Genomic DNA, 16754 nt, shown 5'->3' with positions numbered 1-16754 from the left:
GATCGCCATGCAGCGTGGCAGCCTGGTCGCCGGCCTGGTGATGATCGCCCTGCTCGCCGGCTGCGCATCCGCACCGCCCGCACCGACGCGGCCACCGACGGATACGCGCAGCGAGATCGTGCGGCGCCTGCCCACGCACGTGACCGACCGCGCAGGCTGGGCCGCGGACATCGAGGCCGCATTCGCGGCGCAGCGCATCGAGCCCAACAGCGAGAACATTTGCGCGGTGCTGGCCATCACCGAACAGGAATCCGGCTACGTCGCCAACCCCGCGGTGGCGAACCTGCCCAAGATCGCGCGCGGCGAGATCGACCGTCGCGCCGCGGGCATGCACGTGCCGAAATTCATGGTGGACGCCGCCCTCGCGCTGCGTTCGCCGGATGGGCGCACGTACGCGGAACGCCTGGGCACGGTGCGCACCGAGCGCGACCTCAGCGGGATCTACGAGGACATGATCGGCAGCGTGCCGCTGGGCAAGCGCCTGTTCGCCGATTACAACCCGGTGCAGACCGGCGGGCCGATGCAGGTGGGGATTCCCTTCGCCGAATCGAAGACGGCGGGCTATCCCTACCCGATGCCCGACGGCGTGCGGGGCGAGGTGTTCACGCGCCGCGGCGGCCTGTACTTCGGCATCGCCCACCTGCTCGGCTACGAGACGCCGTACACGCGCAAGGTGCATCGTTTCGCTGACTACAATGCCGGCTGGTACGCCAGCCGCAACGCCGCCTTCCAGCGCGCCGTCGCCACCGCGACGCGCACGACGCTCGCCCTCGATGGCGACCTGCTGAATCCCGGCGCACCGCTGGACAAACCGGGCCAGACCGAACGCGCGGTGCGCTCGCTCGCGGCCGACCTGCGCATGGACGACCGCGCGATCCGCAGCGCACTGGAGCGCGGCAACCGCCTCGACTTCGGCGATACCGACCTGTATGCGCGCGTCTACGCCCTGGCCGACGCGCGCGCGGGCACGCCGTTGCCGCGCGCGGTGATTCCCGGCATCACGCTCGAGAGCCCGAAGATCACCCGCGAACTCACCACGGCCTGGTTCGCCACGCGCGTGGACGAGCGCTACCGACGCTGCATGCAGCGGTAGGGTGCGCCGGTTACGGCAGGCTCAGCCGGGTCCTGCCGGCCGGGATCTCGCGCTCCACCGCCGCGTCGCCTGTGCCGACGCCGCGCGCCCAGCGCAGGCGGAACGGTGCGCCACGGTTGTCGATCTCCAGTGCGTCGCCCTGCGCGGCGCGGCGCCACGTCAGGTCCACCTGGTCCGCGCCGATGCGCAAGCGTTCCACCTTCAGCGACGTCCAGTGCGCCGGCGGTTGCGGCACGAAGTGCAGTTCGCGCCTGGCCGCGTCCACATCCAGGCCGAGCAGGCCTTCCAGCGCCGCCGACAGGAACGAGGCCGACGACCACGTCTGCTCCGGTACCGATTCGCGCTGCGGCAGGAACGCATCACCCGCCATCACTTCGTGCATGTGGCCGAGCGAATCGTGTTCGGCCCACGGCACCAGGCTCAGCCACAACCGGTTGGCGAGCGCGTCTTCGCCGACGCCCCACAACGCGCCGGCCGCGGACGCGGTGCCCAGCCCCCACACGCTGCCCTTGGCGTAGGCCTGCGGATCGTAGTCGGACGCGGAGGCGGGCGTGCTGCGCAATCCCCACGCGGTCAGGTAGTCCTCGCTCGACAGGCGCGCGAGCGTGGCGCGCGCCTCGTCCTGCGTGGCCGCACCGGACGTGATCGCCGCCATGTCGGCGGCCGAGGTGCTTTCGCCCGGATGTCCCTGGCGGCTGAAGCCGCTGATCCAGCGCTGCCCGGCGGTATCGCGGTAACGGGCGCGCAGGCTGGCGCGTGCGCGCGTGCTGGCATCGGTGGCGGACGTCGCGAGCGCGTGGTCGCCATGCAACGCGGCCAGCGAGGCCATCGCATGCGAGGCCTCCACCCAGGCCGCGGACAGGGTCAGTTCGTCGCCGAGGTCGTCCTGCTCGTTGGCGCTCATCATCTCGGCCGGCACGCGCGGCAGGCCGTCGCGTGCATCCAGCGTGGACAGGCAGTAACGGTAGGCCTTGTCGAGGGCCGACCAGTGGCGCTCGAGGAAGGCGGTGTCGCCGCTGGCGCGCAGGTACTCCGCCGCCGTGGCGATCAGGTCGAACGCGATGTCCACGTGCACGTACATGTAGTGGTAGTCGCGCGCCCAGTCGAGGAAGCCGGCGCTCTGCGACATCTCGTGCCAGATCATGCCGTTGTCCGGATGCTGGTAGCGCAGGATGAAGGCGAGCTGTTCGGCGGCGCGCTCGTAGCGGCCCTGGTGGATCAGCGAGCGCGTGGTCAGCAGTCCGTCGCCGGCGAAGTACCAGGCGTACTGTGGGCGCCGCGCACCATGCGAGGGACCATAGCCGGCCACCATGCCGCAGCCGAGGCGCGCATTGCAGGTCCAGGCCTGTTCAACTGCGATCTGCGCCCACTGCAGCGCGCGGTTGACGTCGGCATCCGGCGTGGTGATGCGGACCCAGTCCTGCAGCGCGAAGCGCGCGGCATCGTCGGCCGCGTCCGCGGACGCCGCCTGCAGCAGCGCGCCCGCGGTGGCGTGGACCTCCTCACCGGTTTCGCTCTGACCCGCCATGGCCAGCGTCGCGCAGCGCGCGGTGCCGCACTGCACCGGCGTCAGTTCCATGAAGACCGGACGACCGAACTCGCTGCCGCGACGGTCGTTGTTCGGCAATGTGTGCTCGCCGGCCTGCGGCGATGCGACCATCGCGCGGAACCGTCCGCTGGGCTCGTTGAGCAGGAAGCCGCGCGCCTGCGCATCCCAGCCGAACTCCTGCCCGCCGATGCCCGCCGGCCACATCAGGTTGAGCGAGGGCCGCAGGTGCACGCGTACGCGCACGTCGTCGTGTCCCTCGACGCGCAGCGACACGCCGGCACCGGGCAATCGCCCGTGCGCTTGGATGCGTTCGACGACGCGGAATCCGTCGCCCCGGTAGCGCCGGGTGACGCCCAGCGGATCCACGTCCACGCCTTCCAGCACGTCCAGCCCGCGCACGGCGCGCCCGTCGGCAAGGAATTCGAGGTGGTATCCCGACACGATCTGCAGCGGGAACGCCCAGAACTCGAGACCGTCCTCGGCGTAGCCGCCGGCGAATCCACGCAGCCCATGGGCCGCGACATAGCGGTCCTGGCGCGCCTGGTCGGTCGACCAGACCGGCAGGCCGTGCACGCGCTTTTCACCCGCCACGCCATCGCGCGCGTGCGCGATGCCTGCCGCGCCGCAACAGACCAGCACGACCCACAAGCCCCAGCCTCGATGCATCGGTAGCCCTCGCCATCGTCCCGTCCGGCATCGTAGCAATCCCGGCCGCCGACCTTCGGCAGGACGCCGCATTAACACCGGGCGGCGCAAGGTCCGCATTCCGTCGATGCGGCTGTCGAATTCCGCCAACGCGGTTCGTCGCATCCACGAAGGCGCCATCCCGGCGCCGCATCCCCCGGAGGTTTCCATGCCGTACATCGATGGTTTCGTGGCCGCCGTGCCCACCGCCAACAAGCAGACGTTCATCGACCACGCGAACATGGGCGATCCCGTGTTCATCGAACAGGGCGCCACCCGCGTGGTCGAGTGCTGGGAAGACGACGTGCCCGACGGCAAGGTCACCGACTTCCGCAGGACCGTGCAGGCGAAGGCGGACGAAAGCGTGGTGTTCTCGTGGATCGAGTGGCCCGACAAGGCCACGCGCGACGCCGGCATGAAGAAGATGATGGACGATCCGCGCATGTCGCCCGAGAACAATCCGATGCCGTTCGACGGCAAGCGCCTGATCTACGGTGGCTTCGTCCCCACGGTGACGCTGGGGCCGGAAGGCGCGCCGTCGTCGTACGTGGACGGCTTCATCCTCGCAGCGCCCGCGGACGGCAAGGAGGCGTTCACCGAGTTCGCTGCCACCTTCGACGCGATTTTCATGGAGTACGGCGCCGCCCGCATCATCGAGGCCTGGGGCGACGACGTACCGCACGGCACGCAGACCGACTTCTTCCGCGCGGTGCAGGCCAAGGAAAGCGAGAACGTCGCCTTCTCGTGGATCGAATGGCCCGACAAGGCGTCACGCGATGCCGGCACCAAGAAGGTGATGGAAGACCCGCGCATGGATCCCGCCAGCCAGGGCGACACGCCGATGCCGTTCGACGGCCAGCGCATGGTCTATGGTGGCTTCACGCCCGTGGTCGAACTGCGCGCCTGATCGTCAGGCATGCCGGGGCGGAACCTCCGCCCCGGGCTTCCGGCCGAAGCCGTCGGCACGAGCACGCATGGCGGCTTCATGCCTTGCACTCGCGTGCGCCATTGCGGACACGATCACTGCACACGTTTGCATACAACTGTGTTCATGCGTTTCGCAGCGCTCGCACGATGCTGGCGCATCGCGCACCACGCCAGTGCGTGCCGTAAAAACCGTATGGAAACAGCGGTATTCAGGACATAACGAAGATTACCTTCGTGTCATCGCGCGTCACCCTGTGATCGCCGCCTCACTTCACGAACTTCGCCGACGCCTAAGGTGGTCGCGGTAACGCGACGCTGTTGCACGGCAGTGTTACGCCGGTTACCGATGTGCTTGGGACGCCACGCTATTCATTGCGGCCCGCACACGAGAGAGACCCACCACTTCCGACGCACTATTTAGGGGCGCAACGCATGGGCAAGAGAGAGAAGCCGTACGCACGTGTTTCCAGGACGCCGCTGGCGTCCGCAGTGAGATGGGCCCTGGTCGCCGCCACCCTGGCCGGCAGCAGTACCGTTCTCGCGCAGACCGCGGAACCGGCCGCCGCACCGGCCACCGCGCAAACCAGTGAAGAGGCCACGACGCTCGACACCGTGTCCGTGCTCGGCAGCCGCGGGCAACCGCGTACCGTGTCCACGTCGGCCGTGCCGATCGACATCATCAGCGCCGAGGAATTCCGCAACCAGGGCGCCACCGACGCGCTCGACCAGCTGCGCGTGCTGGTGCCGTCGTTCAACGTCAGCACCATCCCGATCGACGACGCCGCCAGCCTGGTGCGTCCCGCCAACCTGCGCGGCCTGCCGCCGGACAACACGCTGGTGCTGGTCAACGGCAAGCGCTTCCACCGCTCGGCCGTCATCACCTTCCTCGGCCACGGCCTGTCCGATGGCTCGCAGGGTCCCGACCTGTCGGTGTTCCCGTCGATGGCGCTGGAACAGGTGGAAGTGCTGCGCGACGGCGCGGCGGCGCAATACGGTTCCGACGCCATCGCCGGCGTCATCAACTTCGGCCTGAAGAAGATCAGCGAAGGCGGCGCGTTCGAGGCCTTCGCCGGCCAGTACTACGAAGGCGACGGCTTCACCACCCAGTACACCGCGCAGATCGGCCTGCCGCTGACCTCGCGTGGCTACGCGACACTGACCGCGGAATGGCGCAATGCGGACGCGACCTCGCGCAGCGTGCAGCGCGACGACGCGGCGGCCGCCATCGCCGCCGGCTATCCGGGCGTGCCGGAACCGGCGCAGATCTGGGGCTCGCCGGAAGTGAACGACGACATCAAGTTCGTCGCCAACCTCGGCATCAGCGGCGACAGCGTCGATGTCTACCTGTTCGGCAACTACGCGCAGCGCGACGTCGACGGTGGTTTCTATTTCCGCGACCCGACGGCGCGTTCGGGTGTGTATTCCAACGACGGCGGCGACACGCTGCTGATCGGCAATACCACCGGCGTCGGCACCTGCCCGACCATCGCGCTGCGCGACGGCGCGGGCAACCTGATCCCGTACAGCACGGTCAGCGCAGCGGTGGCGGCGTTGCCTTCCAACTGCTTCACCTTCCTGTCGTCGCTGCCGGGCGGCTTCACGCCGCGCTTCGGCGGCTCGCTGGAGGACGTGTCGGTGGTCGGCGGCGTCAAGGGCACCTGGGGCAATGCGTGGCACTGGGATGCCAGCGTGACCTACGGCCGCAACGACATCGACTTCACCATCTACAACACGGTCAATGCCTCGCTCGGCGCGGCGCAGCCCGATGGCCTGCGCTTCCATCCCGGCGGCAATACGCAGACCGAGAAGGGCGTGAACTTCGACGTCGGCACCGACTTCGAAACCAGCTTCACCGTGCAGCCGGTGCGTTTGTCGGCCGGTGCGGAGTGGCGCGAGGAAAGCTTCGAGGTCAAATCCGGCGACGGCCCGTCGACCGCCATCGGCCCGCTGACCCAGCAGGGCTTCGCGCTGGGTTCGAACGGTTTCAACGGCTTCAGCCCGCGCACGGCCGGCGAATGGGATCGCCGGAACTGGGCGGTCTACCTGGACATGGAGGCGCAGTTCACCGAGCAGTTCATGCTGGCCGCTGCGGTGCGTCGCGAGGATTTCGACGATTTCGGCAGCACCACCAACGGCAAGCTGACCGCGCGCTTCGACGTCAGCGATACGTTCGCCCTGCGTGGCGCCGTCAACACCGGCTTCCGCGCGCCCACGCCGGGCCAGGCCAACGTCAGCCAGATCACCACCGCCTTCGAAGGCAGCGCGCTGATCGACATCGCCACGCTGCCGCCGACCAATCCCATCGCCCAGCTGAAGGGGTCCCGCGCGCTCACGCCGGAAGAATCCAAGAGCGCGTCGCTGGGCCTGGTATGGAACAGCGGCGACTGGCTGGTCACCGTGGACGGCTACCACATCGAAGTGGAAGACCGCATCGCGCTGAGCACCAGCTTCGAACTGACCGACGCGGAGCGCGCGGCGCTGGTGGCCTCGGGCAATCCGGAGGCGGCCTCGCTCAACTCGGTGACCTACTTCGGCAACGCCTTCGACACCACCACCACCGGCGTCGACGTGGTGACCAGCGTCGAGACCGAGCATTTCGGCGGCAAGACGACGTACTCGCTGGCGGCGAACTGGAACAAGAGCGAGGTGGACCGCTACGACGCCAACTTCATCAACGAAGCCCGTGTCTACAAGATCGAGGAATCGCTGCCGAAGACCAAGGGCTACTTCAGCATCAACCACCAGCGCGAGGTTTTCCACGCCAACCTGCGCCTCAGCTACTACGGCTCGTGGTACGAGGACCACTTGGACAGCGGCGCCATCCTGGTCGAAGACGGCGGCCTGCCGATCTACGAAGACAGCAAGGTGATCGTCGACGCCGAGGTGGGCTGGACGTTCCCGTCGGGCCTGTACGTCAACGTCGGTGCGCAGAACCTGTTCGACGAAACCCCGGACGACAATCCGTGGGGTGCGGCGGTCGCCGGTGCGGCGTATCCGGTGCATTCGCCGTACGGCTTCAACGGCGGCTTCTACTACGCCCGCGTGGGCTGGAAGTTCTGATAGCGCAGTAGACCGGAGCCGGTGTCCCGTGCGGGCACCGGCGTCCGCATCAGCCAGGCGTCGCCCCTCGGGCGACGTCCTTCGCCACCTCCGCGACCAGCGCGCGCAGCCACTGGTGCGCCGGATCGTGGCGGTAGCGCACATGCCACGCCATCTCCAGCGGGAACGTCCCCAGGTCCACCGGTGCACGCAGCACCTTCAGCCGCGGATCGCGCGCCAGCCGCGCGCAGATCAGTTTCGGCAGCGTGGCGCAGTAATCGGTGGCCGCCACCAGCTCGGGAATCGACAGGAAGTGCGTCACCGAGACGACGACGTCGCGCCGCAGCCCCTGCTTCTCCAGCGCCTGGAACACGCCGGCGCGCAGCTTGCCCGGCGGCACCACGTTGACGTGCCGCAACTGCTCGTACTGCACCCTGGACAGGCGCTTGTTAACGACGGGATGGTCGGCGCGCACGACGCAGGCCAAACCATCGTCGGCCAGGTGCTGCACCACCAGATTGTCCGGCGGCTCGACGAACCGGCCCAGCACCATCGCGGTCTCGCCCGAGATGGCGCCCGTCTCAGCGAGGTCGGTGCCGAACGGGACCAGCCGCAGCCGGATGCCCGGGGCGCGCTCGCGCAGCCGCGCCGCGATGGCCGGCACCAGCACGAACTCGAAGTAGCTGTTCGGCGCCAGCGTGAACAGTCGCTCCTCCTTCGCCGGGTCGAACTGCCGCTGGCCCAGGACCAGCGCATCGACCTGCGACAGCGCCGCGGCGATGCCCGGCGCCAGCTCCATCGCCTTCTGTGTGGGCTGCATGCCGTAGCGTTCGCGGATGAACAACGGGTCCTGCAGCATGTCGCGCAGCCGCGCGAGCGCATTGGACAGGGCCGGCTGGGTGATGCCCAGCCGCTCGGCCGCGCGGGTGACGTTACGCTCGTCCATCAGCGCCAGGAAAACGGGCAACAGGTTGAGGTCGTAGCGCATCCAGTCATATTGGATTTCTTATATCTGGAATTCAACAGATAAATTGGATGAATGCCTAGCCGGCGCGCATGCTGCGTCCATCCCGGCGAGGCCCTCACCCGAAGGCGCCTCGCTCCCACCCCACGCTGGAGCCGCCGCATGTCCACCGACGTCCTGTTCTCCCCCACCCGCCTCGGCTCCATCGAGGTCCGCAACCGCATCGCCATGGCGCCGCTCACCCGTTCGCGCGCCGGCATGGACGGCGTACAGACGCCGCTGGCCGTCGACTACTACGGCCAACGTGCGTCGGCCGGCCTGATCATCACCGAAGCCACCAACGTCTCCCGCCAGGGCCGCGGCTACGCCTACACGCCCGGCCTGTACACGGACGCGCACGTCGCCGCGTGGAAACCGGTCACCGACGCCGTGCACGCCGCAGGCGGCCGTATCGTGGTGCAGCTGTGGCACGTGGGCCGCATGTCGCACAGCAGCCTGCAGGCCGATGGCGCGGCGCCGGTGGCGCCGTCCGCGATCCAGGCCGGCGGCAGCGTGTTCACCGAAGCCGGCCACGTGCCGCCGTCGATGCCGCGCGCCCTGACCACCGACGAGATCGCCGGCATCGTCCAGGACTACCGTAGTGCGGCGAAGCGCGCGAAGGATGCTGGCTTCGATGGCGTGGAAGTGCACGCCGCCAATGGCTATCTGCTGGAGCAGTTCCTGCGCGACAGCACCAACCACCGCGACGACCGCTACGGTGGTTCGATCGAGAACCGCGCCCGCCTGCTGCTGGAAGTGACCGCGGCCGTAGCCGAGGTCTGGGGCGCCGAGCGCGTCGGCCTGCGTCTGTCGCCGCTGTCCACCGCCGTGGGCGACACCCCGCTGGACAGCCGCACGATGGAGACGCACCTCTACGTCGCGCGCCGCCTCGGCGACATGGGCCTGGCCTACCTGCACGTGGTCGAAGGCCAGCTGCACGCCGGCAATGGCGCGGACGACTTCGATGTCGACGCGCTGCGATCGGCGTTCGGCGGCGCCTACCTCGCCAACAACGGCTACGACCGCCGGCGCGCGCTCGAGGCCACCTCCAACGGCCACGCCGACATGATCGCCTTCGGCAAGGCCTTCATCGGCAATCCCGATCTGGTCGAACGGCTGCGCGACGACGTCCCGCTGTTCGACGCGCCGACAGCCGGCTACTTCGGCGGTGGCGCGGAAGGCTATACGCAGTTCACACCGCCGCAGGCCGCTGCGGCCTGATCGCCGCGCTTCTCCCCCTCTCTCCGCACCCCATCCTTCAGGAGTCCACCATGTCCCTCCACGACCTGCTTCCCGGCAAACTCGGCTTCGGCACCGCGCCGCTCGGCAACATGTTCCGCGACATTCCGGAAGCGGAAGCGCGCGCCACCGTCGACGCCGCCTGGCACGACGGCATCCGCTATTTCGACAACGCGCCCTTCTATGGCGCCGGCCTGGCCGAGCTGCGCATGGGCGAAGCGCTGGCCGAAAAGCCGCGCGACGAGTACGTCATCAGCACCAAGGTCGGCCGGCTGATCCTGGACGAAGTGGAGGACGTCAGCGCACGCGATCTTGGCGAGAAGGGCGAGGTGTTCAAGCACGGCCGCCCCAACCGCATCGTCAACGACTATTCCTACGACGCCACGCTGCGCTCCATCGACGACAGCCTGAAACGGCTGAAGACGGACCGCATCGAGATCGCTTGGGTGCACGACGTGGCGCAGGACTTCTACGGCGACGCCTGGCTGTCGATGTTCGAGCAGGCGCGCACGGGCGCGTTCAGGGCGCTGGACAAACTTCGCGACGAAGGCGTCATCCAGGCCTGGGGGCTGGGCGTGAACCGGGTCGAGCCGATCGAGCTGCTGCTGGAGCTGGAAGGGCCGCGTCCGGACGGCTTTCTGCTGGCCGGCCGCTATACCTTGCTCGATCATGCACGTGCGCTGCAACGCGTGATGCCGAAGGTCGCCGAGCGCGACCTGGGCATCGTGGTCGGCGGTCCGTACAGCTCCGGCGCACTGGTCGGCGGCCCGAACTTCGAATACGCCCCGGCCACGCCGGAGATACTCGACAAGGTCGCCCGCATCAAGGCGCTCGCCGATCGCCACGGCATCAGCATGAAGGCCGCAGGCCTGCAGTTCGCCCTCGCGAATCCTGCGGTGGCCGCAGTGATTCCCGGCGCCAGCCGGCCCGGCCGCATCGCCGAGGATCGTGCGGCCTTGCAGGAAGTGGTGCCGGTGGATTTCTGGCGCGAGCTGCGCAGCGCCGGCCTGGTGCATCCCGACGCGCCGCTGCCCGGTCTTGGCTGAGCGCGGGATCGCGGCCGCCGTCACCGCGACGGCGGCTTGTGCTCCGGAATCCGCCGCCGCGGTGCCTGCGCCTCGCGCTCATCCATCTCGCGCACGCGACGACCCGCCTCGCGGATCAGGTCCGGAAGAAGATGCGTCTCCGGCAGGTGCTTCCAGTATTTCTGCGGCATCTCCTGCTGCATCATCCGCGTATTGAGCCGCGCTGGATTGAAGATGTTGGCGTAGTAGGTCCGCCACAGCGCATCCTCGGCATCGTCGGCCGGCGCATCCGACCGCTGCGCCCCCTCGCCTGCCCACAAATGTTCGCCATCCCACTGCACGCTGCGGTAGGGCGTGAGGATCGCCCAGCGCATGCCGGCGAAACGGCGCATGAAGAACGGCGCCACCCGATCGACGATGTAGTGATCGGGTTCGAACCAGGCGATGTAGGCGTTGTCTTCGCCGTCGACCTGGCGGAAGCGCACGAAGGCCTTCATCTTGTGCGTATCGCGGCGCACCGCCTGCGCCCAGCGCGTCGCGCGATGCACGTCGGGATCGGTCGCACGATCGAGCAGGGCGCGCTCGCCATTGCCGATCCGCCACAGCAGGCGGTACAGCAACGCATGCCGGTCCACGTCGCGATGGCACAGCACGGAGGCCGCGAACGCCATGAACTCGGCCGGCACCGACAGGCCCTTCCGGCGCGCGGGCTGATCTACGACGGCGGCCGCCGCGAGCAACGCGCCCTGCGCATCGGCCTGCCACTCGACCGCCTCCGGCGGCAGCTCCGCCTCCCAGGCATGGCGCGCCTGCACGCGCCACGCATCCAGGTCCCACGCAGGCATCACGGTGGCGCGGAACATCGCGTGCTCAGCCGAACAGGTCGGCTTGACGTGGCGCCGGCGCCAGTTCCCGCCGCAGCCGCACAGGATCGTCCAGGCGCTGGCGCGGGTGATGGTCGAGCAGCACCACGAACGGCAGCACCTTCTGCAGCGGCGCGCGCAAGCGGGCCAGGTCGGCGACGCGCAGCTTGCCCTGACGCCGCGAATCGATGATGCGCTGCACGTTGCGCGCGCCCAGCCCGGGCACCCGCAGCAGGGTCTCGCGCGGCGCGGTATTGAGGTCGACCGGGAACTGCTCGGCATGCCGCAGCGCCCACGCCAGCTTGGGATCGACGTCCAGGTCGAGCATGCCGCCCTGCGTGCCGATGTCGTCGACGATCTCCTTCACGTCGAAGCCGTAGAACCGCAGCAGCCAGTCGGCCTGGTACAGGCGGTGTTCGCGCAGCAGCGGCGGCGCGCGCAGCGGCAGCTGCGTGGACGCGTCGGGAATCGGGCTGAAGGCGGAATAGTAGACGCGCCGCATGCGGAACTGGCCATACAGCGCGTCACTGGTCTGCAGGATGGCGCGGTCGTCGGCGGCATCGGCGCCGACGATCATCTGCGTGCTCTGCCCGGCCGGCGCGAACTTCGGCGGGCGCTTCCGCTTCGATTGCTGCGCCTCCTGCTTGCTCGGCTTCGCCGCCTGGATGCGCCAGTGCAGCTCGCCCATCGCGTCGCGGATGCCCTGCGCCTGCTTCTGCGGCGCCAGCTGCTTGAGGCCCGCTTCGGTCGGCAGTTCGACGTTGATGCTCAGGCGGTCGGCGTAGCGGCCGGCGGCGGCGAGCAGTTCCGGCGAGGCCTCCGGGATCGTCTTCAGGTGGATGTAACCGGCGAAACGGTGGTCCTCGCGCAGGCTGCGCGCCACCTCGACCATCTGCTCCATCGTGTAGTCGCCGTTGCGGATGATGCCGCTGGAGAGGAACAGCCCTTCGATGTAGTTGCGCTTGTAGAACTCCAGCGTCAGCCGCACGACCTCGGCGGTGGCGAAGCGGGCCCGCGGCACGTTGCTGGATACGCGGTTGACGCAGTACGCGCAGTCGTAGATGCAGAAATTGGTCAGCAGGATCTTCAGCAGCGACACGCAGCGCCCGTCCGGCGTGTACGAATGGCAGATGCCCATGCCCTCGGTGCTGCCGATCCCGCCCTTGCCCAGCGAGTGCCGCTTGCCCGCGCCGCTGGACGCGCACGACGCGTCGTACTTGGCCGCATCGGCGAGGATCGCGAGCTTGTCCTTCAATTGCATGGCGTCATCCTATCCGGCGCCTGCTCACGCGGTGAGACCGTATCGCCGCGATCGGCCATGCGATGCCGACATGCGGACAAAGCACGATATCCAGCGCCCTGAATCCCGGCATGCGGAACGGCGGATGCCAAGCGACCAGAACTGCATTCATGAACGTGATGTCCGGCGGGCCACGCCTGGAGGGCGGGCGACAGCCCTTCTACGTCGTTACGCCACGAATGGATTCACACCAACACCGCATCTGCGGTCCGGGAGGAAGCGTCGAAGGCGGGACGGATCCACAGAGTTTCCCGTCAGCGAGAGGGAACGTTCTCCAGTACGTCGATCTTGTCTGCGGAACCGACCACGACATGCGTCTGGTAGTAGAACGAGCCCGTGGGCTTGCCATTGGCGACGAAATCGATCTTGGCCCGCTGCGCATGGCCGACCACCTGGATCACCATGCCGTTGAACAGGGTATCGGGCTCCTGCCGGTAGAGCCGACGCAATTCCTCCTGCGCCTTGGGCAGCAGGTGCACCGACAGGTTGCGCTGATCGCGATAGTCCTTTTCGGAGTTCAGGTACAGGCCGTTCCCACTGCGTCCGCTGGCCTGGACGCGCATCACGAAGATCCCGGGAACGGCCTCCGGTGCCCGGTCCGCCGCCAGCATCACGGCGTCGGCGGGCCCGATACGGAAACCCTTGCCGCTCATCTGCATCGCCTGTAACGCGCGATGCACGACAGGCCCACCGCAGACGTCCTTCAGCACCAGCGCAGGATCGGACGCACCACCGTCAGCGAGGACTTGCGACTGCCGCCACGCCTCCTCGGCCTGACTCTGGCGACCGGCCAGCACATGCGCGGACCAGCGGTCGTAAAGTGCGGCGGTTTCGGTCCGACGGGCGATGCCGTAGTCCATCACGCTACGTGCCTGGCGTACCTGTAGCAGCGCGGCGTCGACGTCTTCGCGCCAGCACAACAGCCAACTAGCGTAATCGCCTCGAAGCCACGCGCTGCCAGGATGGTCGGCCAACCGCGTCTTGTAGACGCGCTCGGCGTCGTCGAGCCTGCCGGCGCGGTTGTAGTGGGGCAGCATTTTGTTTTCTGCCGCGGCGCGTTCCGCTTTCGTCGCCTGTCTGGACCCCAGCACTTTCTGGTACTCGGCGACGGCTTCGACATGACGATCCTGATCGTCGAGCAGGTTGCCGCGCCGGATCGCCAGCCACGCCGGCTCGGCGCCGGCTTGCTCGGCCTTCCGAAGCGAGGCTTCACCTTCCTCCCATTGCCTGCTCAGGCGATGGACCTCGGCACGCAGCAGATGGTTCTTCGGGTCCGCTGGCGCCAGCGAAATGGCCCGGTCCACGGATCGCGCCGCAGCTTCCAGCGTTCCAGGCTCGTAGACGCTTCCGTATCGGAATCCCTCGGCCATCACGATCCCAGCCTCGGCACGATACGCAGGCGCGTAGTCAGGGTGCGTACGCAGTACACGATCGACGATGGCCCGGGCCCGTAACAACTCCTCGCCCGCGCCACCCCAGGCATCCAACAGTTCGACAGCCTGCTCGATCTCCCGCGAAACCTCGACAGGCACGGTCTGCGGCGATTCCTGCGCGACGGCCTGCGCAACCCCGCCCGCCAGTGCCACCCACGCAAACGCCACCCGCATCGCCCTGCGCCACTGCTCGCTCATGCCTGCATCCCTGGTCTGTTCCGCATCCGATGGCAATGCGAAAGGCCCGCACGGCGAGCCGATCCCCTCCGCGGATTCTGACGGATGCGACGGCGCCACGCACGCGCGAGCGGCATGACGCCGGGCCGCGCGACGGGCGCGATGCGCCTCAGAGCTTGAACAGCGGCTGCAGCTTACGCGCCAGCCAGCCGGGGAACCGCAGCGGTGCGTCCAGTGCGGACACGCAGATGCAGGCAGTGCCGGGCACGGTGACCGGCTGGTGTTCGACGTCGCTGTCGAGATCGGCGACGTCGCCGGGCGCGAACTGGCCCAGCGCGTCGTGGTAGGCGCCACGCAGGATCTGGGTCAGTTCGGTGCCGCCGTGGCTGTGCACCGGCATGCTGCGGCCAGGACCGATCTTCAGCATCAGCAGCGTGCCGCCCTTGGTGCCGCTCGCGCGGATGCAGTGCACGCCCGGCGCCATCCAGCGCCACTTGAGCGCGCGGTAGGAGCTGCCGAAGTACGGGTGCAGCGGCGTCGGCAGGCGGTCGTCGTCTTCGTAAGGCGCACTGCGCGGCGACAGGGCGGCGACCGGCGGCGCCACGTCGTCCAGCTGCGACAGCATGGCGGCGCGCAGGCCGGCGAACCGGTCCGTCGCCACGAGGGTCGCCGGCTGCTGGTGCTCGATCAGCTGGCCGCCGATGCGTTCGGCCTCGTCCACGCGCGCGCGGCAATGCGCGCACGTCTCCAGGTGCGTGGCGGCGACCACCGCCACCTCCACCGCGAGGGCGCCGGCCGCGTAGCTGACCACGGTGGACGGATCGAGATGGTGGTGCGGATTCACGGCTGACCTCGTACTTGGCCCTGCAGGCGCAGGAAGGCGCGCCGCAGGTGCGATTTCACGGTGCCCAGCGGCATCTGCAGTTCGTCGGCGATGTCCTGGTGGCTCTTGGCCTCGAAGTAGGACATGCGCATCAGGCGCGCCTGCACGGCGGGCAGTTCCTCGATGCGACGCTGCAGGTGGGCGTGTTCGGCGTAGTCCTCAGCGGACGAGAACGGGCGCGCCAGTTCCTCGTCGGTGGCAGGGAGCGCCTCTTCCAGCACCTGCACCCAGCCCGGCTCGCGCCGCACGCGGTCGATATGCAGGTTGCGGCCGATGCGGAACAGCCAGGTCGACACCGCCCCCTGCTGCGGGTCGTACATCGACGCGCGCTGCCACAGTCGCAGCAGCGCTTCCTGCGACAGCTCCTCCGCGATGCCTTCCGGACTGCCGAGGCCGCGCAGGTACAGGCACAGGCGCGGCATGAAGTGGTCGTACAGGCGCATGAAGCTGCCGCGGTCGCGCAGCCGGGCGACCGCGACCATTTCGCTGGTCCAGTCGTGGGCATCGCGCGCGAGGGGGATGGGCGTGGACACGGGCCGGGCCGCCCGCAGGGGCGACGGTCTCCTTGTGAGGTCGATGGGCATGGTATGCCAGGTCCTGGTTCGGCTCGTGATGGCGGTCTCTACGAAGATGACCGCGCTTCGGATGCACCGTCCCGCCCGGTCCGCATCGCATCCAGCCGCGGCCGGCGCACGTAGACGCCTCCGGCTTCCCGCGACCCACTCCGCCATGACCTACCTTCCGCCTCTCCCGTTGGTGCTGCTGGCCTTCGCCGCGCTGGCCAGCCCCACCGCGTCCGCCAGTGTCGACGTCCTGCGCCAGGAAGCCACCGCCTACGGCCGCAAGAGCGCGTCTGTGGTGTATCGCGAGTCGCACTGGCGCTACCGGCAGGACGGCACCGCCCGGCGCTTGGTGCTCTACCGCTGCCCGGACGGCCGTGCGTTCGCGCGCAAGACCCTGGTGGAGCGCACCGGCCCACAGGCGCCGGACTTCGACTTCGAGGATGCCCGCGACGGTTACCGGGAAGGCGTCCGCAGCAGCGAGCGGGGACGCGTGGTGTACGTCAGGGAAAAGTCCGGTGCACGGACCCGGGAACAGGTGGTGACGGTGCCGGCAGGCGCGGTCATCGATGCCGGTTTCGACGCCAGCGTGCGGCTGCACTGGGACGCGTTGGGTGTGGGCCGCGACGTCACCCAGCCATTCCTGTTGCCCAGCCGCTTTGCCTTCGTGCCGGTGAAGCTGGACCCGGGGCCCGTGGTGCGCTGGAACGGCGTTCCCGCCCAGCGCATGTCGATGAAACTGGACCGGTGGTACGGCTTCGTCGCGCCGACCATGCAGCTCACCTACGCCACGGCCGACCAGCGGCTGCTGGAGTTCGCCGGCATCGCCACGATCCGCGACGGTCAGGGCAAGCATCAGGACGTGCGCATCGTGTTTCCGCAGCCGGCGGCGCCGGCCACGGTGCAGGCGCTGCAGGCTGCGCTGGCAACGCCGCTGGTGCGCGCGTGCAGGGGATGACCGGTCGTCACGCATCCAATG

At 68.8% G+C, this 16754-nt stretch carries 12 protein-coding genes and 2 pseudogenes; 7 read left to right on the top strand and 7 right to left on the bottom strand.

Annotation, left to right across the window (positions count from 1 at the left end; translation table 11 throughout):
- Positions 1 to 7: 7 nt before the first annotated feature.
- Positions 8 to 1093 carry a DUF1615 domain-containing protein gene (locus AC04MD_RS00600; protein ID WP_475495404.1) on the top strand — a complete coding sequence of 362 codons (1086 nt, stop codon included), beginning with the start codon at positions 8 to 10 and terminating at the stop codon, positions 1091 to 1093.
- A gap of 10 nt (positions 1094 to 1103) precedes the next feature.
- On the opposite strand, the gene AC04MD_RS00595 is transcribed toward AC04MD_RS00600, so the two are convergent.
- Positions 1104 to 3308, bottom strand: a complete 2205-nt coding sequence (locus tag AC04MD_RS00595) for an amylo-alpha-1,6-glucosidase (protein WP_475495403.1) — start codon at positions 3306 to 3308, stop codon at positions 1104 to 1106.
- A gap of 187 nt (positions 3309 to 3495) precedes the next feature.
- Here AC04MD_RS00595 and AC04MD_RS00590 point away from each other — a divergent pair.
- The 3 genes and pseudogenes from AC04MD_RS00590 to AC04MD_RS00580 all read left to right on the top strand — a co-directional run.
- Positions 3496 to 3849 (top strand): annotated as a pseudogene (locus AC04MD_RS00590) (DUF1428 domain-containing protein); the annotation flags it as partial.
- Entirely contained in the window at positions 3844 to 4233 is a 390-nt protein-coding gene (locus AC04MD_RS00585) for a DUF1428 domain-containing protein (protein WP_475496142.1), read from the top strand. The pseudogene AC04MD_RS00590 and the gene AC04MD_RS00585, both read left to right, overlap by 6 nt.
- 509 nt (positions 4234 to 4742) lie before the next feature.
- Positions 4743 to 7313 carry a TonB-dependent receptor plug domain-containing protein gene (locus AC04MD_RS00580; RefSeq protein ID WP_475495402.1) on the top strand — a complete coding sequence of 857 codons (2571 nt, stop codon included), beginning with the start codon at positions 4743 to 4745 and terminating at the stop codon, positions 7311 to 7313.
- Positions 7314 to 7362: 49 nt separating this feature from the next.
- Here AC04MD_RS00580 and AC04MD_RS00575 read toward each other — a convergent pair whose 3' ends face one another.
- Positions 7363 to 8280 (bottom strand): LysR family transcriptional regulator, encoded by a 918-nt coding sequence (locus AC04MD_RS00575; RefSeq protein WP_475495401.1) that lies wholly within the window; start codon positions 8278 to 8280, stop codon positions 7363 to 7365.
- Positions 8281 to 8418: 138 nt separating this feature from the next.
- Between AC04MD_RS00575 and AC04MD_RS00570 the strand changes: the two genes are divergently transcribed.
- Complete coding sequence (locus AC04MD_RS00570; protein ID WP_475495400.1) at positions 8419 to 9516, top strand: alkene reductase; 1098 nt, start codon at positions 8419 to 8421, stop codon at positions 9514 to 9516.
- 50 nt (positions 9517 to 9566) lie between these two features.
- The gene (locus tag AC04MD_RS00565) at positions 9567 to 10580 is read left to right on the top strand and encodes an aldo/keto reductase (RefSeq protein WP_475495399.1); all 1014 of its coding nucleotides are present in this window, start codon (positions 9567 to 9569) and stop codon (positions 10578 to 10580) included.
- Between the two features lie 29 nt (positions 10581 to 10609).
- Here the strand turns inward: AC04MD_RS00565 and AC04MD_RS00560 are convergent.
- From AC04MD_RS00560 to AC04MD_RS00540, 5 genes and pseudogenes are all read right to left on the bottom strand, one after another.
- A pseudogene (locus tag AC04MD_RS00560) lies at positions 10610 to 11422 on the bottom strand (TIGR03915 family putative DNA repair protein); the annotation flags it as partial.
- A gap of 7 nt (positions 11423 to 11429) precedes the next feature.
- Positions 11430 to 12683: a putative DNA modification/repair radical SAM protein gene (locus AC04MD_RS00555; protein WP_475495398.1), complete on the bottom strand. Its 1254-nt coding sequence runs from the start codon at positions 12681 to 12683 to the stop codon at positions 11430 to 11432.
- Between the two features lie 293 nt (positions 12684 to 12976).
- On the bottom strand, positions 12977 to 14353 hold the full coding sequence (locus AC04MD_RS00550; RefSeq protein WP_475495397.1) for a hypothetical protein: 1377 nt from the start codon (positions 14351 to 14353) through the stop codon (positions 12977 to 12979).
- A gap of 148 nt (positions 14354 to 14501) precedes the next feature.
- Complete coding sequence (locus AC04MD_RS00545; protein ID WP_475495396.1) at positions 14502 to 15176, bottom strand: ChrR family anti-sigma-E factor; 675 nt, start codon at positions 15174 to 15176, stop codon at positions 14502 to 14504.
- Entirely contained in the window at positions 15173 to 15799 is a 627-nt protein-coding gene (locus AC04MD_RS00540) for a sigma-70 family RNA polymerase sigma factor (protein WP_475495395.1), read from the bottom strand. Before AC04MD_RS00540 ends, AC04MD_RS00545 begins: the two co-directional genes overlap by 4 nt.
- Positions 15800 to 15944: 145 nt before the next feature.
- Here AC04MD_RS00540 and AC04MD_RS00535 point away from each other — a divergent pair, with 145 nt between their 5' ends.
- Positions 15945 to 16733, top strand: a complete 789-nt coding sequence (locus tag AC04MD_RS00535) for a hypothetical protein (RefSeq protein ID WP_475495394.1) — start codon at positions 15945 to 15947, stop codon at positions 16731 to 16733.
- The last annotated feature ends 21 nt before the right edge of the window (positions 16734 to 16754 follow it).

It is taken from the genome of Pseudoxanthomonas sp. LjRoot206, from assembly GCF_056175725.1.
Note: the sequence above shows the minus strand (reverse complement) of the source record. Positions and strands in the feature narration are given on the sequence as shown.